Origin of the sequence: Ancrocorticia populi (assembly GCF_003123745.1) — a bacterium.
Taxonomy (GTDB): domain Bacteria; phylum Actinomycetota; class Actinomycetes; order Actinomycetales; family Actinomycetaceae; genus Ancrocorticia; species Ancrocorticia populi.
The window spans coordinates 131,372-153,484 of the sequence record NZ_QETB01000004.1 but is presented as its reverse complement, the minus strand read 5'-3'; the positions used below and the strand labels follow the sequence as shown (position 1 = coordinate 153,484).

At 59.6% G+C, this 22,113-nt stretch carries 15 protein-coding genes; 11 read left to right on the top strand and 4 right to left on the bottom strand.

The genetic code is table 11. The features are described 5' to 3' along the window. Positions 1–39: 39 nt before the first annotated feature. From DD236_RS07825 to DD236_RS07775, 11 genes are all read left to right on the top strand, one after another. A complete protein-coding gene (locus DD236_RS07825; RefSeq protein WP_109093830.1) occupies positions 40–495 on the top strand; it encodes a ribose-5-phosphate isomerase in 456 nt (151 codons plus the stop codon). A gap of 135 nt (positions 496–630) precedes the next feature. After that, positions 631–2,271: a formate--tetrahydrofolate ligase gene (locus DD236_RS07820; RefSeq protein WP_243410112.1), complete on the top strand. Its 1,641-nt coding sequence runs from the start codon at positions 631–633 to the stop codon at positions 2,269–2,271. 298 nt (positions 2,272–2,569) lie between these two features. Further along, positions 2,570–5,278, top strand: a complete 2,709-nt coding sequence (gene ppdK, locus DD236_RS07815) for a pyruvate, phosphate dikinase (protein WP_109093829.1) — start codon at positions 2,570–2,572, stop codon at positions 5,276–5,278. 222 nt (positions 5,279–5,500) lie between these two features. After that, positions 5,501–5,776, top strand: coding sequence for a FeoA family protein (locus DD236_RS07810; RefSeq protein ID WP_109093828.1), 276 nt, complete (start codon positions 5,501–5,503; stop codon positions 5,774–5,776). An 80-nt stretch (positions 5,777–5,856) separates the two neighbouring features. After that, on the top strand, positions 5,857–7,851 hold the full coding sequence (gene feoB, locus DD236_RS07805) for a ferrous iron transport protein B (protein WP_341476532.1): 1,995 nt from the start codon (positions 5,857–5,859) through the stop codon (positions 7,849–7,851). Between the two features lie 8 nt (positions 7,852–7,859). Then, the gene (locus DD236_RS07800) at positions 7,860–8,093 is read left to right on the top strand and encodes a hypothetical protein (RefSeq protein WP_109093826.1); all 234 of its coding nucleotides are present in this window, start codon (positions 7,860–7,862) and stop codon (positions 8,091–8,093) included. A 273-nt stretch (positions 8,094–8,366) separates the two neighbouring features. Further along, positions 8,367–9,740, top strand: coding sequence for a ribulose-bisphosphate carboxylase (locus DD236_RS07795; protein WP_109093825.1), 1,374 nt, complete (start codon positions 8,367–8,369; stop codon positions 9,738–9,740). 3 nt (positions 9,741–9,743) lie between these two features. Then, positions 9,744–10,820 carry a hypothetical protein gene (locus DD236_RS07790; RefSeq protein WP_109093824.1) on the top strand — a complete coding sequence of 359 codons (1,077 nt, stop codon included), beginning with the start codon at positions 9,744–9,746 and terminating at the stop codon, positions 10,818–10,820. Positions 10,821–10,828: 8 nt separating this feature from the next. Continuing rightward, positions 10,829–11,737 carry a phosphoribulokinase gene (locus tag DD236_RS07785; RefSeq protein ID WP_109093823.1) on the top strand — a complete coding sequence of 303 codons (909 nt, stop codon included), beginning with the start codon at positions 10,829–10,831 and terminating at the stop codon, positions 11,735–11,737. Positions 11,738–11,997: 260 nt separating this feature from the next. Continuing rightward, a complete protein-coding gene (locus tag DD236_RS07780) occupies positions 11,998–14,874 on the top strand; it encodes an FAD-binding and (Fe-S)-binding domain-containing protein (RefSeq protein ID WP_109093822.1) in 2,877 nt (958 codons plus the stop codon). 128 nt (positions 14,875–15,002) lie between these two features. Next, positions 15,003–16,715 carry a restriction system modified-DNA reader domain-containing protein gene (locus tag DD236_RS07775; protein WP_109093821.1) on the top strand — a complete coding sequence of 571 codons (1,713 nt, stop codon included), beginning with the start codon at positions 15,003–15,005 and terminating at the stop codon, positions 16,713–16,715. On the opposite strand, the gene DD236_RS07770 is transcribed toward DD236_RS07775, so the two are convergent. From DD236_RS07770 to DD236_RS07755, 4 genes are all read right to left on the bottom strand, one after another. Next, complete coding sequence (locus DD236_RS07770; RefSeq protein ID WP_109093820.1) at positions 16,712–17,755, bottom strand: alpha/beta hydrolase; 1,044 nt, start codon at positions 17,753–17,755, stop codon at positions 16,712–16,714. The two genes, DD236_RS07775 and DD236_RS07770, sit on opposite strands and share 4 nt — an antisense overlap. A 165-nt stretch (positions 17,756–17,920) precedes the next feature. After that, positions 17,921–18,982, bottom strand: coding sequence for an IS110 family RNA-guided transposase (locus tag DD236_RS07765; RefSeq protein WP_165819884.1), 1,062 nt, complete (start codon positions 18,980–18,982; stop codon positions 17,921–17,923). Positions 18,983–19,305: 323 nt separating this feature from the next. Beyond that, positions 19,306–20,553 (bottom strand): homoserine O-acetyltransferase MetX, encoded by a 1,248-nt coding sequence (gene metX / locus DD236_RS07760; protein ID WP_109093818.1) that lies wholly within the window; start codon positions 20,551–20,553, stop codon positions 19,306–19,308. Then, the gene (locus DD236_RS07755) at positions 20,554–21,855 is read right to left on the bottom strand and encodes an O-acetylhomoserine aminocarboxypropyltransferase/cysteine synthase family protein (protein WP_109093817.1); all 1,302 of its coding nucleotides are present in this window, start codon (positions 21,853–21,855) and stop codon (positions 20,554–20,556) included. Positions 21,856–22,113 lie beyond the last annotated feature (258 nt).

Genomic DNA, 22,113 nt, shown 5'->3' with positions numbered 1-22,113 from the left:
ATAATGAGGAAGTAAGGCTTTTCAACGAAAGGTAATGATATGGGTTTCCGTGTAGTAGTCGCGGGCGACAGCGCTGGTGTTGATTACAAGGACGTTATCAAGGCTGACCTTGAGGCGGATCCTCGGATCGACGAAGTGATTGATGCTGGCATCACAAAGGGCGAAGACGTGGATTACCCCCACGTTGCCGTTAACGCCGCACGCATGATTGCGGACGGCAAGGCGGATCGTGGTGTCTTCATCTGTGGTACCGGCATGGGCGTTGCAATGTCCGCTAACAAGGTAAAGGGCATTCGCGCCTCCACCGCGCACGATTCGTTCTCCGTTGAGCGCCTCGTGCTATCCAACGATGCGCAGGTTCTCTGCCTCGGTGAGCGAGTGATCGGCCTTGAGCTGGCCCGCCGCCTCGCCAAGGAGTTCTTCAACTACACCTTCGATCCCGAATCTCATTCGGCTCCGAAGGTTGCAGCGATCTGCTCCTACGAAGAGGACTGAGACTAGCAGTTCGAAGAGGGCTTCCCTTTTGGGGAGCCCTCTTCGTGTAAATAGCTGCGCTGGCATCCGTCGTCGTCGTTAGAAATAGCCCCAAAACGGCCTGAAGTCCGCTACGTGGTGGCCTAGAATGAAAGCGTGCTGAATTCTCCAAAAACCATCAACGACGTGGCCACCTCACTTGGAATTCCAGAGCGATCCGTGCTGCGGTACGGCTCCGATAAGGCCAAGATCGATCTCAACTACCTGCTGGATCTGCCGGAGCGGGATTCGCGCCTGATTCTCGTAACCGCGATCTCGCCTACACCGGCGGGCGAGGGCAAGACCACCACAACAATAGGGCTGGCGGATGGCCTACGTCAGATCGGCGTGAACGCAGTGATGGCGCTGCGCGAACCCTCGATGGGCCCCGTATTTGGTATGAAGGGCGGGGCCACGGGCGGCGGCAAGGCTCAGCTGATTCCCTCAGATGACATTAATCTGCATTTCACGGGCGATTTCGCCGCAATCGCCGAGGCAAACAATCTGCTGGCGGCTGTAGTGGATAACGCCCTGCATTTCGCAACGGTGGAGATCGATCCGCGGACGATCTGCATTCGCCGGGCAATGGACGTCAATGATCGGGCGCTGCGTGACGTTGTAGTGGGGCTGGGTGGGCGCACGGGTGGCGTAACGCGCGAATCCGGATTCGATATCACCGCGGCCAGTCAGATTATGGCCACTTTCTGCATGGCAACGTCGCTTACTGACCTGTCCGAGAGGCTCTCCCAGATCGTGGTGGGTGCAGATTTTGAGGGCGACGACGTCACCGTGGCGGACCTTGGCGTGACAGGGGCCCTTACTGCGGTCTTGCGTGATGCACTCGCGCCGAATCTGGTGCAGTCACTTGAAGGATCCCCGGCGATTGTGCACGGTGGCCCCTTCGCCAACATCGCTCACGGCTGCAATTCGGTGATCGCAACGAAGGCGGCGCTGGGGCTAGGAGACGTTGCCATCACAGAGGCTGGCTTTGGGGCAGACCTGGGAGCGGAGAAGTTCTTTGACGTCATGTGCCGGCAGGCGGGGCTGGCACCCGATCTTTCGATCGTGGTGGCTACCGTGCGCGCTCTCAAGTACCACGGCGGCCAAGACTTGGCCGATCTAGAAAAAGAGAACGTGGAGGCAGTGCGCGCCGGCATGCCCAATCTGACCAAGCATGTGAGGACCCTTCAGGAGGTGTTCGGGCAGAAGGTGCTCGTAGCCATCAACCAATTCGGTGCGGATACGCCGGCGGAGATCGCAGCGATCGAGGAGGCAATGGGAGAGCTGGAAGTTGATGTGGCTCTTTCGAACCACTTTGGGGAGGGCGGCGAAGGCGCGGTCGATCTGGCCCATGCCACCGTGCGCGCGCTGGAGAGCCCGAGCCACACCACCTTGTGTTACTCGAACGAAGCGACGTTGGAGGACAAGGCTCAGACCGTGGTCCGCCGCGTCTACGGAGGGGCAGGTGCCACGTTCACCCGGGCCGCCCAACGTGAATTAACACGGCTCCAGAAGGCCGGATATGGCCGCCTCCCCGTGTGTATTGCCAAGACTCAGTACTCCTTCTCCACAGATCCAAAAGTCCTAGGTGCGCCGTCCGGCTTCGATGTGCCGATCCGGGAGGTGCGGCTCTCGGCCGGGGCGGGATTCGTCGTGCTGATCTCGGGTTCGATCATGACCATGCCCGGCCTGCCCAAGAGACCTTCGGCCTGTGATATCTCTGTCTCAGCCGATGGGACAATTTCGGGACTGCACTAGGGGACATCCGGGCGTTTGCTGAGGTTCGCGGGTGGCCAAGAGGCGGAAATGCCGCGATCCGGCTTGTTCCAGCCGGTTTGAGCGAGGTCTGCTTGGGCCAGAAGGCCCGGTTTGCCTTGATAATTCGCAGAAGAACGTGCCGGTTCTGCGGCGCTCCGGATCGCCCCGAGGGCTGCGCAAGCGTATCGCCTAGCGATACTTTGGTCAGGCCGGTATATCCGGGACCATAGTCAGTGTTAACCTTAGGGGTGGCCCCGCACCAGCGGAATACAAAGCAGCTCCGACGGAGGACTTTTTAATGACGAAGTACGTCTATTCATTCACCGAGGGCAACAAGGACATGAAGGACTTGCTCGGCGGCAAGGGTGCAAACCTCGCCGAGATGACCAACCTTGGCCTACCTGTTCCCCCAGGATTCACAATTACTACGGATGCATGCCGCAGCTACCTCAACTTGGGGGCTACCCCCGAGAGCCTGGACGTTGAGGTAACCGCACAGCTTCGCGCAGTTGAGCAGCAGATGGGTAAGACCCTTGGCGCAGCCGAGGATCCTCTTCTTGTCTCCGTGCGCTCTGGCGCAAAGTTCTCCATGCCCGGCATGATGGAGACCGTTCTGAACATCGGCCTGAACGATGAATCCGTTGAGGGTTTGGCAGCGAAGTCCGGCAACGATCGTTTCGCCTGGGATTCCTACCGCCGCCTCATCCAGATGTTCGGAAAGACTGTTCTGGACATCGATGGAGAACACTTCTCCAAACCCATCGAGGAGCTCCAGCACACCAAGGGTTACGCCGGCGATCTTGATATGACCACCGAGGACCTCAAGGAGCTCGTGGCGCAGTTCAAGGACGTTGTTCTTCGGGACACAGGTAAGCCCTTCCCACAGGATCCGCGCGAGCAGATGGATCTGGCGATTGAGGCCGTGTTCCGCTCCTGGAACACCGATCGCGCCGCCATCTATCGCCGCCGTGAGCGCATCCCCAACGATATCGGCACCGCCGTGAACATCTGCACCATGGTGTTCGGCAACATGGGTGATAAGTCCGGTACGGGCGTCTGCTTTACTCGCGATCCATCCACCGGTCACTCCGGCGTGTACGGCGATTACCTCGTCAACGCTCAGGGTGAGGATGTTGTGGCAGGTATCCGCAACACCCTTTCTCTCGCGGATCTCGAGAAGCTGGACAAGAAGTGTTATGACGAACTCGTGGGCATCATGCATAAGCTGGAAACCCACTACCGCGATCTGTGCGACATTGAGTTCACCATCGAAGAGGGCAAGCTCTGGATGCTCCAGACCCGCGTGGGCAAGCGCACCGCTGGTGCCGCATTCCGCGTGGCCGCCCAGCTCGTGGACGAGCGCCTCATTACTCAGGATGAGGCCGTCACCCGCGTGACGGGTGATCAGCTCACCGCCCTCCTGTTCCCGCAGTTCGATAAGGACGCTGACAAGACGATCATTTCACGCGGAATGGCCGCCTCTCCGGGCGCGGCTGTTGGCGAGATCGTCTTGAACAACGAGCAGGCCATCGAGCGTACGAACGCCGGGGCCTCCGTAGTTCTGGTTCGCCGCGAAACTAACCCGGATGATCTGGCCGGTATGGTTGCCGCAACGGGCGTTCTGACTGCTCGCGGTGGCAAGACCTCCCACGCAGCCGTCGTGGCGCGTGGCATGGGCCGGTGCTGTGTTGTTGGCGCTGAGGACCTCGTTGTTGATGAGGCCGCAGGAACGGTTGACGTGAAGTCCACCGGCAAGCAGTTCAAGCGCGGGGACATTATCGCCATCGACGGCACCACGGGTGAGATCTTCGAAGGCAACGTACCGGTGGTTGATTCCCCGGTCATGACCTATATTTCCCACGGTCTAGAGGCTGGCTTGGCCGCCTCCCCAGACGATGCCACGAAGGAACTTGTCGAGGCCGTGGATCGCATTCTGACCCGCGCCGATTCCAAGCGTCACCTTCTGGTTCGCGCCAACGCGGATAACCCCGAGGATGCTCGGCGTGCGCGCGAGTTCGGTGCTCAGGGTATTGGCCTGTGCCGCACCGAGCACATGTTCCTAGGGGACCGCCGCCAGCTCATTGAGAACGTGATCCTCGCGGACACGGAGGATGAGCGTCAGGAAGCGTTCGATGCTCTGACCCCGCTCCAGAAGGGCGATTTCGAGGGTATCTTCGAGGCAATGGACGGCCGACCCGTCACTGTGCGCCTCATCGACCCGCCGCTACACGAGTTCCTGCCCGACCTGACCGAGATGTCGATCAAGTTGGCCCTCAAGACGGAGCGTGGCGAGGAAATCACCGCTCACGAGAAGAAGGTCATGGCCGCTGTTCGTGCGAACCATGAGCAGAACCCGATGCTCGGCCTACGCGGTGTGCGCCTTGGCCTGAAGATCCCCGGCCTGTTCTCCCTTCAGATCCGCGCCATCGCAGAAGCGTACGTAGCCTGCAAGCAAAAGGGACTTGATCCCCAGCCAGAGATCATGGTTCCGCTTATCGGCTCCGTCCGCGAGCTTCAGATCGTCCGTGACGAAGCAACGGAGATTTTCAAGGAAGTTTCTGAGGCGTCCGGCGTTGAGGTTGATCTGCCTGTTGGCAACATGATCGAGCTTCCGCGCGCGGCCATGACCGCCGAGGACATCGCTAAGGAGTCCGATTTCTTCTCCTTCGGCACGAACGATCTGACCCAGACCACCTGGGGCTTCTCGCGTGATGACGTTGAGGCCTCGTTCTTCAACGAGTACTTCGACGCGGGCGTGTTCGGCATCTCTCCGTTCGAGACGATCGATATCCACGGCGTGGGTGCGCTGGTCAAGGAAGGCGTGGCGCGCGGCCGCTCCGCGAAGCCCGAACTCCACTGCGGTGTTTGTGGCGAACACGGCGGTGACCCCACGTCCATCCACTTCTTCGATTCCGTGGGCCTGGACTACGTATCCTGCTCCCCGTTCCGCGTTCCGATTGCGCGGTTGGAGGCTGGGCGCGCTGCGATTAGCAACGATGTAGCCTAGTTTCTAGGACCGATAGGCGGGGGCGGCACGTGGGTGCCGCCCCCGTTTTCGTCGTCGTTGGAAAAAGAACTGGAACGACGACGAAACATACTCCCCAGTAGGGACTTCGTACCCTCACATGTGAAGCGGATAACCAACGAATTGTGCCGTTCTGGGTGCTGATCTGGCCGTAGCGGGCGCGACGGGTTTCGAGTTAGGAATGAGAAGGCTAACCTAACGAACATGAGGCTTTGTGATTGTCCGATCCGGACCAGAATTGAGCTGACTTCGGTAGCGTTGCCGGAGCGCAGTATTCTTCGGATGCAAGAGTTGGGTGTGCGCCCAGGTGCGCACGCAGTTGTGACACAGCACGCGGGCTTCGGTGGGCTAGTCCTTAATATTGCGGGTTCGCGGGTGGCTGTGGATCATAGGTCTGCGCGGCTGATTGACGCGGATGTCATTGCTGCGGGCAGCGGCGGTGGTGTCGAGGCTAGTGCCACCGCGGTGGCGGGCCGATGAGCTGTCCCAATTGCGGGCCAAGTGGAGCCCCCGCTACAACCACAATGCGCAAAAATGGAACGACGCCCACCATCGCGTTGGTGGGTAATCCAAACGTTGGTAAATCGACGTTCTTTAATCACGTGACCGGTGCCCGTCAAAAGGTGGTAAATGCGCCTGGAACCACCGTGACGGTGATGGCCGGGACGTGGCGGAGCCTCGGGCTGCGTGTGCTGGACCTACCGGGAACATACTCGTTGATCGCGGCAAGCCCGGACGAACAGGTTGTGACAGATACCGTGGCTGGTGCCCCGGGCTCGCTCACCGATCCTGCCGCTGGGCTGGGAATCGATCTGGTGCTGGCCGTGCTGGACGGTGGCTCGCTCACGCGCTCCCTCTATCTGTTGGCCCAGCTCGCGCAAACCGGGCATCCCGTGGCGGCGGCCATCACCATGAGTGACGTGGCCGAGCAAAACGGCGAACCCATCAACGTTGCTGAATTGGCCCGCGCCACCGGCATTCCCATGGTGGCGGTAGATCCGCGCGACGGAGCCGGCTATCAAGCGGTGGACGCGATGGTGAGCGCGGCGTTGGAGAACCGGCCGCATGTTGCTGGGCTTCAGGCGGATCCGCACGCCCCCGGCTACGCCGCCGATTCTGCGTGTACCTGCCAAGAATGTCAGCACGGGGCGGCCGGGGACTCCGAGGTGGAGCGCGCCGCCACACTATTCACGTGGGTGGAAGGCGTGGAATCGCGGGCGCGGGCGCCACGTAAGGATGCCGTCAAGCTCTCTCGATCCGATAGGATCGACCGCTTCTTGCTGCATCCTCTGGCGGGTACGCTCACCTTCTTTGGTTTGCTGTGGCTCCTGTTCCAGATGGCCGGTTCATGGGTGGGACCGGTTCAGGACTGGTTTGATGGAATTTTCTCCTCCACGGAGGAAGGTGCCATTTCCCTCGCTAACGGCGTGGCGTGGATACTTGGGGCGCTCGGGGCGGACGGGACATGGATCGAATCGATTCTCGTCAATGGCCTGTGCGTGGGTATGGGCGTTGTAGCCAGCTTCTTCCCGCTCATGTTCGTGATTTACGCGGCGCTCTCTGTGCTGGAGGATTCCGGGTACATGGCCCGCGTGGCGTTCCTTGGGGATCGGCTCATGCGACGGATCGGGCTGGATGGGCGCGTAATTCTGCCACTCATCATGGGATTCGGATGTAACCTGCCATCGCTAGCCGCGGCACGGACCCTGCCGTCCGCCAAGCAGCGGCTCGTCACCGTCCTCATTACTCCATACACCTCGTGTGCGGCCCGTCTGACTATCTACTTGATGATCGGGAAGGTGTTCTTCGGTGGGCATGCCGGCACGGTCGTGTTCGCGATGTACCTTATTTCATTCATCTTGATCGTTGCGGGTGCGTGGGTGCTCAAGCACTTCATCACGAAGGACGAGGAGAGCACGCCTCTCATGCTGGTACTGCCCGCCTACCAAGTCCCGCGGCTCGTGGTGCTTCTGCGCACCACCTGGCAGCGCGCATGGGCGTTCGTCACCGGCGCCGGAAAGATCATCGTGCTCATGACCCTCGTGGTGTGGTTCATGGGTGCCGTGCCGATGAGCGGGGCGGATGAAGGTTTCGCCGATCCCGAGCTTGCCATGGAGGATTCGCTATATGGGTCCACCGCCCGGGTCCTTGAACCAGTATTCGAACCCGCCGGATTTGGCGAATGGCACATGACGGGCGCTTTGATGACGGGCTTTGTAGCCAAAGAGACCGTGGTGTCCTCGATCGTGACCTCCTACAACCTTGATCCTGAGGTAGATGCGGGGGACGCGGAGGACAATGGAGACGATATGGGGAAGCTGCCTCAGCTCCTGAGGGAGTCCCTCGGTGAATCGGCCGGGGCTGGCTACGAGGGCCTGGCGGCCTTTGCATTCCTCGTTTTCGTTTTGGCGTATACGCCCTGCATGGCCACCGTGGCCGAGCAGGCCAAGCTGATCGGCGGGAAGAAGACGGCTGTAGCGGTTGTTGCCCAGCTCGGGATCGCGTGGGTGCTAGCCACCGCGATCTTCCAGATCGGAAGCCTGTTCATCTCATGAGTGGAGACGTGACGGAGCGGGTCCTGGAAGAGCTCTCTCGCGGCAACACCGTTACCTCTGTGGCTGCTAAGTGTCACACGAGCGAAGTATTCGTCAAGACGATGCTTGATCATTTTCAGAGGCTCGGACTTTTGGCGGAGGCGAGCTCGTTGTGTTCCTCTGGGATGGGGGCGTGCCACGCCACTGAGTCGCTTGGCGCCGAGGCGCGCATTCACTGCGCCGGGTGTTCGCTGGCGGTATAGGCGGCTCCACTGGCCACCAGTCGAGTTGGAGCGGGGCGTAAATGGCATACGGGAGACGTCTCACAAATCGTGTCAATAGCTGGGAACACGTGCTTGCCTATCGTTTAAAAAACCATACACTGACACCAAAAGGTTGGCAGAAGTTGGGTTAGAACCCATGCTTCCTTTCCTTGGTAAATCGGGCCTTAACCCCGTCTTTCCAAAGGTCCCCTGTTCTGTGATATCCGCCGCATAGGCTTACCGCAACATTGAACTTGAACGGGGGATTCGCTCATGGATCAGTCATCACGGTATGTGGACCTCAACCTCAGTGAAGAGGACCTAATTAATCAGGGCCAGCACATTCTGTGCGCCTACACATTCAAGCCGAAGGCGGGAACCGGCTACTTGGAGGCCGCCGCCCATTTTGCGGCGGAATCATCCACTGGAACAAACGTGGTTGTTTCCACCACGGACGATTTCACCAAGCGGTTTGACGCATTGGTGTATTACGCGAACGAAGAAGCCGAAGAGATTCGGATTGCCTATCCGCTTGGACTCTTCGATCGGAACATTCGTGACGGCCGAATGATGATGGTGTCCTTCCTGACCCTGACCATCGGCAACAACCAAGGCATGGGGGATATCGCCTATGCCAAAATGTATGACTTCTACATGCCACGACGGGCGATTGAGTTGTTCGATGGGCCGGCAAAGGGGGCGCAGGATCTGTGGAGGATCTTAGGCAAGCCCGTGGAGAACGGCGGCTACATCGCCGGAACAATTATTAAACCGAAGCTTGGCCTGCGGCCCGAGCCATTCGCCAAGGCAGCCTATGAGTTCTGGCTGGGTGGTGATTTCATCAAGAATGATGAACCGCAGGGTAATCAGGTGTTTGCGCCGTTGCGGGAGACCATTCCGCTGGTTTATGACGCCATGAAACGCGCGATGGACGAAACGGGCGAGGCCAAGTTGTTCAGTGCCAATATCACCGCGGATGATCACGATGAGATGCTGGCGCGCGGGGAGTTCATACTCGAGAGCTTTGGCCCCGATGCGGACAAGGTGGCGTTCCTAGTAGACGGATTCGTTGGCGGCCCCGGGATGATCACCACGGCACGCCGTCACTTCCCGAATCAGTTCCTGCACTACCATCGAGCCGGCCACGGGATGGTCACATCACCCAATTCTAACCGCGGCTACACCGCCTACGTGCTGGCGAAGATGGCTCGCCTTCAGGGCGCCTCCGGCATTCACGTGGGGACGATGGGTTATGGCAAGATGGAAGGGGCGGCAGACGATCGCGCAACCGCCTTCATCATCGAACGAGACGAATATCAGGGCCCTGCCTACTACCAGAAGTGGTACGGGATGAAGCCCACGATGCCCATCGTCTCGGGTGGAATGAACGCACTCCGGCTTCCGGGTTTCTTCACGAACCTCGGCCACGCAAACGTTCTCAATACGGCCGGTGGTGGCTCCTATGGCCACATCGACGGCCCCGCCGCCGGTGCACTCTCCCTCCGTCAGGCACATGCATGTTGGGAGGCCGGCGCCGATCCCGTGGAGTGGGCAAAGGACCATCATGAGTTCGCTCGTGCCTTTGAGTCTTTCCCGGGTGATGCCGATGAGTTGTTCCCCGGGTGGAGAGCTCGTCTGGGGCTGTGAGCGATGGCAACCTGTACCCTGACACGCTATCTGCCTGACGCGGAGGAGGGCCATACTGGGCCGCCATATACGCACCTCGTCAATGCCATTGCTGTGTGCGTGAGGCTCTTGGCTTCCGATGTGAGCCGTGGACCGCTCGTTCTGGATTCGTCTCAGGCGGGAGACCCAGCAGAGCTTCGGCGCGAACTCTATCGGCGTACCACCGAGACGGTTCTGGATCAGGTCTCCAACTTGCCGCAGGTGGCGGCCGTAGCGTTGGCGGACGAGGCAGGCGGGAGTGAGATCCACGTGATTTCCGAGGATCCGCAGGCGCCCTACCTGTTGTGCTTTGAGGTACATCTGGGATCGAGCAAGCTTGTGGAAAACCAACCCGTGGGCCTCACGTTCACGGTGAGGCGCCGCGCTGAACCGGGGTATACCAACGGGAGCATGGAGGATTTTCTTAACCCGAACAACGAACGGGTTTGCGCCGGGATGGGACTGCTTGGGCCATCCACGGTCCTGATCGTGACTACTGGGCAGGGCGTGGACGGTTTTACCCTCGATCGGAGGATTGGCAGTTTCGTTCTGACTCATCCGCACATGAGACTGCCCGAATCTTCGGATGTCCTCGCGGTCAATCTGTCCAACGGCCCCAAGTGGCCGCCGGCAATCACCCGATACGTGGATGAGCGCATCGCCGAAGCAGATTCCGAGGGGCGTGGCCTCGAGATCCGATGGAATAACTCCGCGCTCATCGGCACTTACCGGATCCTACTCAATGGAGGGCTCTTCATGATGCCGGAGTTGCAGAGCCAACCGGGTACTCTTGGCGCTCCAGACACTCCGGGGCTGCGCCTACTCCATGCGGCCGATGCGCTCGCGACCATCATCGAACAGGCAGGGGGCGGCGCGTCTAGCGGCTCGGCCTCACTGAGCGAGTTGGTGCCTGATTCACTCGATTATCGGACATCGATCATCCTTGGGGCGCGCTATGACGTGTCTCTGATTGAGCGATATGCGGTTGAAGAGGAAGAGGGATACGTGGGCCTAGCAAACTCGCCACTGTTCCATAACCGATCCTTGTATTTTCTTCACTAGGAGGAGCTATGTCCCGCAAACATCCCATTGTGGCCATCACCGGTTCCTCCGGAGCTGGCACAAGTACGGTCACGGAAACCTTCGAGCAGATTTTCCGGCGCGAATCTATTACATCCACGATCGTGCATGGCGATTCGTTTCATCGCTTTGATCGCTTTGAGATGAAGCGAGTGTTTAACGAGGCGACGGCGGCGGGGATTGCTCCGCCCAGCCACTTCGGGCCGGAGGCCAACGATTTCACTAGCTTAGAGAAACTCTTTGAGCAGTACGGCAAAGACGGTACCGGCCGGATCAGAAACTATGTGCATGACGAAGATGAGGCTTTCGAATTCGGATGCGATCCCGGAACCTTCACCCCGTGGGAGGATCTTGAAGCACAAACCGATCTCCTCTACTACGAGGGCCTGCACGGCGCGGTGAAAACGGACGATGTAGATATCGCCAAACACGTGGATTTGTGCATAGGCGTTGTCCCCATCATTAACCTCGAGTGGATTCAGAAGATTCACCGAGATCACTCCAAGCGGGGGTACTCCACCGAGGATGTCACAGACACGATCCTGCGGCGTATGCCCGATTACGTCCATTACATATGCCCGCAATTCACCAACACAGATATAAACTTCCAGCGAGTTCCGCTCGTGGATACGTCGAACCCATTCGACGCCCGATGGATACCCACACTGGACGAATCGATGGTGGTGATCCGTTTCGCCAATCCTCGCGGAATCGATTTTCCCTATCTGCTCTCGATGATTGAGGGTTCCTTCATGTCTCGAGCCAATGCCATCGTTGTCCCCGGTGGAAAGATGGAGCTGTCCATGCAACTGATCTTCACCCCGATGATCTGGCGCCTCGTGGAGAATTCTCGGAAGGCGCGCGGATTAACCGGGTTGAGGAGCCCGAGTATCGCGTAGAGGGCCCACCTTCCAGAGACTTGAGTAAATTGGAGGGCGACGACGAAGCCTCGCCTCCGCACCAACGTACGTAAGTGGGTGCGGGCTGGAGGAGACGTCGTCGTCGTAAATCTCCGTACCAGAGAGTTGACGCAACTCCGAGCCGGGCTACCCGGGAGTTGACGCAACCCCGCACTTCATCTTGGCGAATTAGGTGCGAGTCCCTTTGCGTATGCCAGACGGCCCAGAAATTGGCAGGGGTTGACGTGCACAATGGACCAATGGACCAGATGACAAGCGATGATGTAGCCGGAAAGCTCCAAGACGTCCTCAAAGGCGAAGTGGACGGGTCAACGCGGCGCAGGGCCGAATACTCAACAGATGGCTCAACATATCGTGTAGTCCCCAAGGTTGTGGCCTACCCAAAGGATGCCGATGATGTGGCTGCGGCCCTCGCCGTAGCGCGCGAAACCGGTGTTCCGCTTACCTCACGCGGTGCGGGAACCTCCTGTGCAGGCAATGCCGTGGGCCCGGGAATCGTTCTAGATTTTTCACGTCACATGGACAAGATACTGGAGATCGATCCTGAGAAGAGGACCGCACGTGTCCAGCCAGGTGTGATCGAGGCCAGCCTTCAGAAGGCGGCCGGTAAGTTCGGCCTGCGTTTCGGGCCGGATCCCTCTACGCAGAACCGCGCGACTTTTGGCGGCATGATCGGGAACAACGCATGTGGTCCGCACGCCGTTGCCTACGGGCGCACGGCCGATAACATTCACGAACTCACCGCCTTTCTTGCGGACGGCACCCAGATCGTCGCGGGCCGCGGAGACACGGTGGTCGATGGACTCTCCGAAATCGTGAGCGATCACCTGGCCACTATCCGGACGGAGATGGGGCGTTTCAAGCGTCAAGTGTCCGGCTACTCTCTGGAGCACCTCCTGCCGGAAAACGGGACGGATCTAGCGAAGTTCCTCGTCGGGTCGGAGGGTACGCTCGCGGTTGTCACGGAGGCTACCGTGCGGCTGGTCCCCGTGGCCCAGTCACCGGCCCTCGTGGTGCTGGGGTACGAGGATATGCCTGCTGCCGCGGACGATGTTCCGGCACTGCTGGCATACAATCCACTGGCGGTGGAGGGCGTAGATGCCCACCTTGTCGAGGTTGTTCGCCGCCATAAGGGTTCCGTACCTGAGCTTCCCGCCGGTGGCGGATGGCTGTTCATCGAGATCGGTGCCGAGGAAGGCGAAAGCAAGGATGACGTTCTTGCACGCGCCGAGGAGCTGGCGCGTACAGCGAACACCACCTCATACCGAGTTTGCCCCGCCGGGCCCGAAGCCGATGAACTGTGGCGTATCCGCGCCGATGGCGCTGGCCTTGGCGGGCGGACGCCTGAGGATCATCCGGCGTGGGCAGGGTGGGAGGATTCCGCCGTTCCCCCGGAGAAACTGGGCAATTACCTGCGCGAGCTGCGCGCCCTGCTGAACAAGCACGGACTAGACGGGCTTATGTACGGGCACTTCGGCGATGGATGCGTGCACATCCGCATCGATTTCCCCATCGATTCGCGAACCAGCACGCCGATTTTCCGGGCCTTCATGGAACAAGCTGCGGACTTGGTGGCCTCCCACGGTGGCAGCCTATCCGGCGAACACGGAGATGGCCGCGCGCGCTCCGAGATGCTTCCACGCATGTACTCGCCCGAAATTATCGAGACTTTCGCTCAGGTCAAGGCGCTGTTCGATCCGGCCGGTATCCTGAATCCCGGCGTACTCGTGAACCCAGACACCGTTGACGGCCTACTGCGCCGCCCGGAGGCACGCGTGCTCAGCTACGCGGGTGGATTCCATTTTGGGGACGACGACGATAGCTTTACCCAAGCCGTGCACCGCTGCACCGGAGTAGGTAACTGCCGTGCCGATCGATTTGATGCAGGCTTCTTCATGTGTCCGTCCTATGCGGCAACTCAGGATGAGAAGGACGTGACCCGCGGGCGTGCCCGTGTGCTTCAAGAGCTTGCCAATGGGGAGCTCTTCTCAGATTGGGATTCGCCCGAGGTTCTTGAATCGCTCGATCTGTGCCTATCATGCAAGGCGTGCTCGCGAGACTGCCCCACGGGCATCGATGTGGCACGCTACCGCAGTGAGGTTCTCTTCCGCGCCTATCAGGGCAAGAAGCGGCCACGCACTCATTATACGCTTGGTAACCTGCCAACGTTGGCAGGAGCTGTCACTAAGGTGCCGTTCGTTGCCGGAGTTGCTAATGCTTTCATGTCCATAGCACCCGTGAGGAAGATTGGATTCAAGATCTTCGGGATTGATCCCCGTCGCGGCATGCCGAAGTTCGCGACCAAGCGGTTTTCGCGGTCTCCTCAGGCAAAGGGCCTCTCCTCGTTTAATCCCAGCAAGCTGGGGAATAAGCGCTACGTGATGCTGTGGGCCGATTCGTTCTCTGAGACCCTAGATTCGAGCGGTGCGCGCGCGGAGGTTGAGCTGCTGCAGAAAGCTGGCTACACCGTCCTCATTCCGCCGGAGTCAACCTGCTGCGGCCTTACCTCGATCTCTACCGGTCAGCTAACGTCCGCAAAGAGGAAACTGACACACCTCCTAGAGGTGTTGGCACCATTTGCCGCCAACGGTATTCCGATCGTTGGTGTGGAGCCTTCATGTACGGCCGTCCTGCGCTCTGATCTTCTGGATCTACTTCCTGAGGATGCCCGCAGCGAGCTGGTTTCGAAGATGACGTACACCCTCTCCGAACTGCTCACGGCCCCGGCACCGATTGGTCCTGCCGAAGAGTTCTCCGTTCCAGATCTGACCGGTGTAGAAATTGTGGTTCAGCCCCATTGCCATCACTACTCGGTTATGGGATGGCGCACAGATGAGGAGCTGCTCAAACGGACCGGGGCAACAATCACCAAGGTGACGGGCTGCTGTGGCTTGGCCGGAAACTTCGGTATGGAGGCGGGCCACTATGACGTTTCCGTGGCGGTGGCAGAGAACAAGCTTCTGCCCGCCTTACGACATGCCGATAAGAACGCTATCTTCTTAGCCGATGGATTCTCGTGCCGTACTCAAGCCGCTCAATTGGAGGGATCTCACGGTATTCATCTGGCCGAGCTTCTGCGTGACGGGAGGGCTACAGCGTCGCGTCTATCGGAATAGCCTGACTTTCACGTTAATATTAATTGGGTTAGTGGAGACACTAAGGCGGAGCGTGTGCCAGTACTAGAAGTGCTGAAACTCGACTAAACTAAGGGAGTCTCGCAAGCCCAGTTCAGGGGGTATTTGGCATGTCGGTTTTCGCGCTTGAAAATGGGCGATTGGTTCCTGCTCAGGCAGTGAGCACAAGCGATGCCGGAGTAACAGCTGAATCTATGGCGGCAATTCGGGAACGCGTGATTGAGCTGTTGGACGTTCCCTTGTTCCCGGTCGCGTGGCAATCTGAGCCTGCTAGCGACGGTTCGCGAGAATCACTCATTGCGCTGGATCCAACTGGTCAAACTGTGACAGTTGAAGTGATCGATTACCTTGACGCGGACGAGCTTCTTGGCTCCTTGGCGCGCGCTGGCCGGCATGGGGAAATGAGCCGCTCTAGCCTCGCTCTCATCTATGGGCCGGGTGCCCGCAGCTTCCCCCGCGATTGGCGGTTGTTCCTTGATGCGTGCCCGCCGCATCCTGCCCCTGGACCGCGCCTGTACTTGGTGGTTCTTGGCATTGACGATACGGTCCGTGCAGCAGTAGATGCCCTTGCAGGCGGCGGTTTGGATGTTCGCAGGGCCTCCCTCCATGACGGTGGATCACAGGTCTTGGTCTCTTTCGAGCAACTGCGGCCTCAACCCGGACGGCTAGGGGCCATCCTTTCCTCCGCTCAGCATTACAACGAACAGCTTCTGGATGCTCCGGCTGAAGCATCAGGGCCTGAAGAGCTGCCCCTTGCTGCGGAGGTGACAGAGCTCGATGAATCGCCTGCGCCGCAGGAAACTGCTACTCCTGAAGCGATAGCAGAAACATTGCCAGAACCGGCACTCGATCCCATTGAGTCCGAGCAAGAAGTCGAGCCGGAAGCCGTAAGCGGTGAGATCGTAGGCGAAGAAGCTGCGGGACCGGCGCTTCCAGAGAATTGGGGCTCGGGGGGCAATGCAAGTTCGCAGGAGCCGGTGGATGATCCCGAGCCTGTGGCTGGCCAGCCTGAACCGGCAGTTGAAGAATCTGTGTCGCCTTCAGAATCGATCGAGGTATTTGCGGAGCAGGTTACGGAGCACCCTGAACAGCCCGAACCAGTGCAGCCTCAGGTTGTGCGGAATGCGCCAGAGAAGCAGGATAAGCCCGAGACTGACGTGCTCGAAGAGCCCGAGGAATTGTCCACGGAGGCGCAGATCGATCAGCTTCGGTCGATGTTGGCAGGCGAAGAGTCCGAGGCACCGGTTCAGGAAAAGAAGCCGCGGCGCTCCCACAGTAGGCGCTCGCAGATCTCCCGCGATAAGCCTGCTACCGAATCCGGTCCGGAGCGTCCAGTGCGGCTTGACCGCCCCGAGCGCGGTGCCGCGCCTTCGGCATTCGCGAACGTTCCCGGGTACACGGGTCCAACGGCCTTCGCCCAATCGACTGATGCTTCTGGATCTCGGCGAGAGCAGGATCTGTGGGAGAACTCCGCGCCGGTGCACGGCGGCCGCCCAGTGCCGCAAACGATCTCCGAATCATCTGCGGCAACGTTCTCTTCCGAAGCGGTTCAGCGGGCTGCTGATCACGACCATGTGGGAACTCCCAGCCGCCTCATTCAGATCGCTCAGCGCTATGGTGCCCCTTTTTCAGTGGTGTGGAGCCAGCGGCGTCGCAACATCAGCCTATCTGCCCGGGTCACGGCGTGGGGCACGATCGTGCTGCCGGATGGGCGGGTGTACACCGATCCTTCTGAAGCGGCATCGGCCGCTTCGGGAATCGCTGGTGTTGACGGTTGGAGTGTGTGGCGCGTTCCCGGAGGCAAACGCCTCGGTGAACTCTAGTATTCGTTCGTCACGTAAGCGCGGATGAAATGGTTGATCTCATTGAACGCTTTGTTGCGCACGGATTCGCGGGAAAGAACAACGTCGTGAATAGCGCCTTCCAGCTTGGCCAGCGTTACATGGTTTCCTAAGTGGGCCACGCGCTTCCATATTTGTTCAACGTCGAGTACCGAATCCTTGGCGCGCTGTTCTTCGCGCCATTCGCTCGCCGCTGTCACGGATGAGGCTGAAGTCAGCACAAGAACCGGACAGCGAATCGAGAGCCCATCGGCCACCCGAGCTTGGCCTTTGAGGATCGCGGCCAGCCAAGCAGCGCGTACGGGCTGGCCCAAACCACGCCGGTAGCGAGGGTCCGGTTCCCAACCCGTGGTCCAAAATGGATCGGTTGTGCCCGCTGGAACGTTCGGAATCTTCTCCGCACCCGGCGGGGGAGTTGCCGTCAGGGCTCGTTGATAGAAATCGTTTTCCGGAAGCGGGATTTCGGTCTTCGGAGAAAGCCGGGCCACAAGGTCGATAATAGGAGTGCCCATCTGACGGATTGACGTAGAGGCCTGCAACTCTAACCACGGGGAATTTAGGATGAGCCCGTCGATCTGCCCGTGGTTGGCATCGGCCCACAGCGCAGTGATAAGCCCACCGGTGGAGTGGCCGTAAAGCACGAGTGGGATGGAGTCATGGTCAGCGGCAATCACCTGAAGGCAGGCCTTGATCTCCTGACTATAATCAGTCAGATCGGTGATGTAGCCGAACGTCTGCCAGTCCCGCAGGCTGCGTCCATACTTCCGGAGATCTACGGCGTAGAAGGCTCCACCCGCGGCGGCGATGGCCCTAGCAAGTTCGCGGTGATAGAAATAATCGTTCCAGCCGTGCACGGCCAAGACTGCGAAAATTGGAGACGCAGGGATCTCCCGTGATCCCGGATCGAATTCGGGCACGTACTTGATCAGAGTGGCCACAACGGGCCCCTCATCGTCCCTCTGCAAGGGAAGGGTCATCTGTACGTAACCAAGACCTAGAAGGTCGTCCTCCCATACGTTCATAGTTTTATCATGCCACGTGGATGCGGAGGTGTAGACCTGTCGTCGTCCCAGAGATTGCGTCAAGCCTATAGAAACCAAACCGGCTTTGCGTCAGCTCCCGATGGAGTTGTTCGGGTCTACGTCAACTCTCTAGAAACCAAACCGGGTTTGATGCTTCTATGTTTGTCAAGGTTGGGTGGGTGGGGTGTGGTTGAGTGTTCGGTAGGCGTGGCGGGCGAGGTAGCGTTTGAGGCAGCGGCGGATTTCACGGTCGGTTTTACCTTCTAGGCGGCGGCGAGCGACATAGGCTTTGGTTTGTTCGTCGGTTCTCATTTTCGTCAACGCGATCGTGTGCAGGGCACTATTGAGCTGCCTATCACCGCCCCTGTTGAGGCGGTGGCGCACGGTATTGCCGGAGGAAGCCGGGACCGGGTTAACCCCGGCTAAGGCGGCGAACTTGGCTTCGGTCTCGATCCGGCCGGCATGGGAGAACGACACGAAGATCTGGGCCACCGAGATCGGACCATACCCTTTCTCTTCCAACAAGGGCCCGGCTTCGGACTGGCGAACCAAGGCGAGGATCTCAGCCTGATTGGTGGCTGCCTTCTTCTCCAGCTGAAGGATCGACTGTGCTAGGTCGATTGCTTCCCGTCTGGCGTAGAACACGGCAATATCTCCAGTATCGCGGGCCTGCCAGGTAGCGATGGCTCGGATCTGTTTCATGCTCATTGTCTTGCGTACATCGATACCCAGATCGTGGAACCGGGTCAGGGCGGTCAACTGGTTTTTCGCACTGGTCTTGGCTGTTTGGATCTGGTTGCGGCTAGCCAGCAAAATGGCGAGGGCTCCGCGGATCCCGTCCGCGCGTGGGTCACGTAGCTGGTCGATCTGGCAGGCTAGGGTCGCCCGTGCGATCTTGCCGGCATCAATCTCGTCGCTCTTGCCCTTGGAAGACTTTCCTGTCCAGGGGGCCTCGACTCGCGTGTAGCCGGCCCGGGCGGCCAGCCGGGATAGGTTGGCCCCATAGGTGGCGGTTCCCTCAATCGCAAACAGCGCCGACATGTCCCCACCAGTGGTTCTCCCGACCCAAGAAATGGCCCGACCCATCCCCGCCGCCGTGGTCGGGAACTGGCGTGTGGCCAGAATGTCGCCCCTGGCAGTGGCGATACTGTAGACGTGGTTTTTGGCGTGGCAGTCCACGCCAATGACAAACCCGTGATGATCTGCAACGATAGACATTGCGGTGATCCTTTCACTAGAACTGATAAAGAATGACCGTAGGCCGTTACCAGTCCGGGAAAGTTTCACGGCGGGATAATGCTGTAAAAAGTCACGCCCCGCAGGGTGGACAAGCTTCTGATCAAATCACCATCGTGGACCGGGCAGGTAGCGGCCACCCCCGAGCACTAGGCGGACATATCAAACCCTAGTCACCACCAAGAGTGGGAACAGCGTCAAAAAGGGTCACGCCCAGCCCCGAGAACAGCCACCACCAACCCTGCCAGCTCGTCCCAGACCAGCCAACCCCAATACTTACAGCGTCAAAAATGGGATGAGGGGCAGAGCACCAGTTAATTGGGGAGAGACCCGCCAATAGGGAGGGTGGCCAAGAAGTCCTCGAGAATTGCCGAAACCTGATCGTTCTCCACGAGGAAGCCATCGTGGCCGTGCCGCGAGGACACGGTGAGAACCGGCCCGGCGCCGGGCAAGGTATCTGCCAAAGCCTGCATATCATCCGGATAGAAAAGGCGATCGGAATCAACCTGCACCACGAGGGCCGGCATGCGCAGATTCTCCAGCACCGCCGTAGTCCCACCGCGTCCGCGCCCGATATCGTGAGTGATGAAGGCTTGATTGATGACAAGGTATGAGTTGGCGTCAAACCGCATGGCCAGCTTATAGGCGTGGTAATCCAGATAACTCTCTACGGCGAATCGCCCGCCGTGCAGGGGATCCTCGCCCTCTTGGGGTGTGCGATCGAAGCGGCTGGCAAGCTCGGGTGCGCACCGATATGTTAAGTGCGCGATCTCGCGAGCCAAACCCAATCCGTCATGCGGCCCATCCCCGTCGGCGGCATCGTAGTAGTGGCCGCCGCGGAACTTGGGGTCTAGGAGGATGGCTTCCTTTTGGAAGTGAGCGAAGGCAACCTGCTCGGCGGTGGAGGCCGGCCCCGAGACGAGCACGGCGATCGCCCCGGTGCGCTCGGGGAAAGACCCAGCCCACTCCATGACTAGGTTCCCGCCAAAGGATGCTCCGGCAATCAGCGCCCACACGCGCACACCGAGGATATCGGCCAGCTTTGCTTCGGCCGCCACCATGTCCCGCATCGTGATCTCGGGAAATCGCGGCCCCCACGGGCGCCCGTCAGGCGCAATCGATGATGGTCCCGTGGTTCCCTGGCAGCCACCCAATACGTTGGGACACACAACGAAGTATTTGGTAGTGTCGATGGCCTTGCCCGGGCCCACGATCCCGTGCCACCAGCCGCTGTTGCCTGATTTGCTTGTCGCGTGTGAATCGCCCGTTAGAGCGTGACAGAGCAGGACGGCATTGCTGCCATCCGCATTGAGCTCCCCCCACGTCTCGTAAGCCATCCGCACGTTGGGCAGGCGCGAGCCAAGCTCCAGCTCTAGTGGGCCGATGTCCTCAAACACCCGCTCCCCGGGATCATCGCCTTCCTTCCATGCCCCCGAGGCCGGAATATTCAACCGAGGGCGTGGATGGTAGCCGGTATCGAAGTCCCCGATGGGCTCCGCATCGGTCACAGGATCGAGTTGCGGATGGCCAACAAGGAAACGGGGAGCGGGTGGAGGACACATTTAGGCGGACACCTTTGCTGCAGCCTGAAGGCCACGTGTGAGATCGGCAAGGATATCGTCGATTCCTTCAATTCCAATCGAGAGGCGAATCGTCCCCGCGGAAATGCCGGAGGCGGCCAATTCGTCGTCGTCCAACTGGGAATGTGTAGTGGAGGCCGGGTGAATCACGAGGGAACGAACGTCTCCGATATTTGCAAGGTTTGAGAACAGAGTGAGTGCGTTGACGAAGGCGATGCCGGCCTCGCGTCCACCCTTGAGTTCGAACGTGAAGACTGAGCCCGCGCCCTTAGGCGCGTACTTTTGCGCGAGTTCGTAGTAGGGAGAAGTGACCAGTCCCGAGTAGCGTACGAACTCTACTTCGTCGCGCTTATCAAGGAAGTCGACGACGGCGCGCGTATTGCTCAGGTGGCGCTCCATGCGCAGCGAAAGGGTTTCGAGGCCCTGAGCGATCAGGAAGGCGTTGAACGGGGAGATGGTGGCACCGGTATCCCGCAGGAGTGTGGCGCGGATGCGGGTGACGAAGCCGCCTGGGCCAAGGTCTGAGAATGTGATGCCGTTGTAGCTCTCATCGGGGGTGGCTAGCAGGGGGAACTTGCCGTTCGCCCAGTTGAAATCGCCCTTCTCCGTGATGACTCCACCAAGGGCGGTGCCGTGGCCGCCGAGGAACTTGGTGGCCGATTCCACTACGATGTCCGCGCCGTGCTCAAGCGGGCGAACGTTGTAGGGAGTGCCGATCGTGTTGTCCACAACCAGCGGGATGTCGTGTTCGTGGGCCAGTTTACCGAGCGGCTCAAGATCAAGAATATCGCCCTTGGGGTTCGGGATGGTTTCGCCGTAGAGGGCCTTCGTGTTTTCATCGATAGCTGCGCGCCACGAATCGATGCTGTCCGGATCCTCCACCCAGTGGACGTTGATGCCCAGCTGCTTGAGCGTTGTCTTAAGAAGCTGGTACGTACCGCCGTACAGAGATGGCGAGGAGACGATGTTGTCCCCGGCCTGAGCAAGGTTGAGGAACGTGTAGAACTCTGCGGCTTCGCCCGAGGCGAGCAGGAGGGCGGCGGCGCCTCCCTCAAGAGCCGCGATGCGCTCTTCCACCACGGTGCTCGTGGGATTGTTTAGACGGGTGTAGATCGGGCCCGGATCGGTCAGAGCGAAGCGCCCGGCGGCCTGATCGGCATCTTGGAACACGTAAGACGTGGTCTGGTAGATAGGGAGCGCGCGGGCTCCGAACTGTGGATCTGGGACTTGCCCGGCGTGGACCTGAAGCGTGTCGAAAGTCCATGAATCGTTGATGTTAGTCATTTCTTTTCTCCCTCATTGGGAGCGGGCGGCGGACACGCCTGTTGGCCAATTTGTCCTTACCAGCCCGCACAATAATTGTTCGGATGGGCTGGGAAGCGCACGAGGTGCGCGCTAATTGGACATTCGCATGGTCATAAACGGAAGCATAAGCGGCCACAGTGGGGAGGCGTCAAGTGAAAGGCTGAATGTCTCAGGGCATGAGATTATAACGGGCCAATTGCAGTGTGAGACGACCGAAGATAACAGAAGTATGTACGT

What these genes read in the sequence shown, in the direction of transcription:
- DD236_RS07790 (WP_109093824.1), top strand. Translation starts at nt 9,744, where the DNA reads ATGGCAACCTGTACCCTGACACGCTATCTGCCTGACGCGGAGGAGGGC.
- DD236_RS07825 (WP_109093830.1), top strand. Translation starts at nt 40, where the DNA reads ATGGGTTTCCGTGTAGTAGTCGCGGGCGACAGCGCTGGTGTTGATTAC.
- DD236_RS07780 (WP_109093822.1), top strand. Translation starts at nt 11,998, where the DNA reads ATGGACCAGATGACAAGCGATGATGTAGCCGGAAAGCTCCAAGACGTC.
- DD236_RS07770 (WP_109093820.1), bottom strand. Translation starts at nt 17,755, where the DNA reads ATGAACGTATGGGAGGACGACCTTCTAGGTCTTGGTTACGTACAGATG.
- DD236_RS07775 (WP_109093821.1), top strand. Translation starts at nt 15,003, where the DNA reads ATGTCGGTTTTCGCGCTTGAAAATGGGCGATTGGTTCCTGCTCAGGCA.
- DD236_RS07755 (WP_109093817.1), bottom strand. Translation starts at nt 21,855, where the DNA reads ATGACTAACATCAACGATTCATGGACTTTCGACACGCTTCAGGTCCAC.
- DD236_RS07795 (WP_109093825.1), top strand. Translation starts at nt 8,367, where the DNA reads ATGGATCAGTCATCACGGTATGTGGACCTCAACCTCAGTGAAGAGGAC.
- DD236_RS07785 (WP_109093823.1), top strand. Translation starts at nt 10,829, where the DNA reads ATGTCCCGCAAACATCCCATTGTGGCCATCACCGGTTCCTCCGGAGCT.
- ppdK (WP_109093829.1), top strand. Translation starts at nt 2,570, where the DNA reads ATGACGAAGTACGTCTATTCATTCACCGAGGGCAACAAGGACATGAAG.
- metX (WP_109093818.1), bottom strand. Translation starts at nt 20,553, where the DNA reads ATGTGTCCTCCACCCGCTCCCCGTTTCCTTGTTGGCCATCCGCAACTC.
- DD236_RS07810 (WP_109093828.1), top strand. Translation starts at nt 5,501, where the DNA reads ATGAGGCTTTGTGATTGTCCGATCCGGACCAGAATTGAGCTGACTTCG.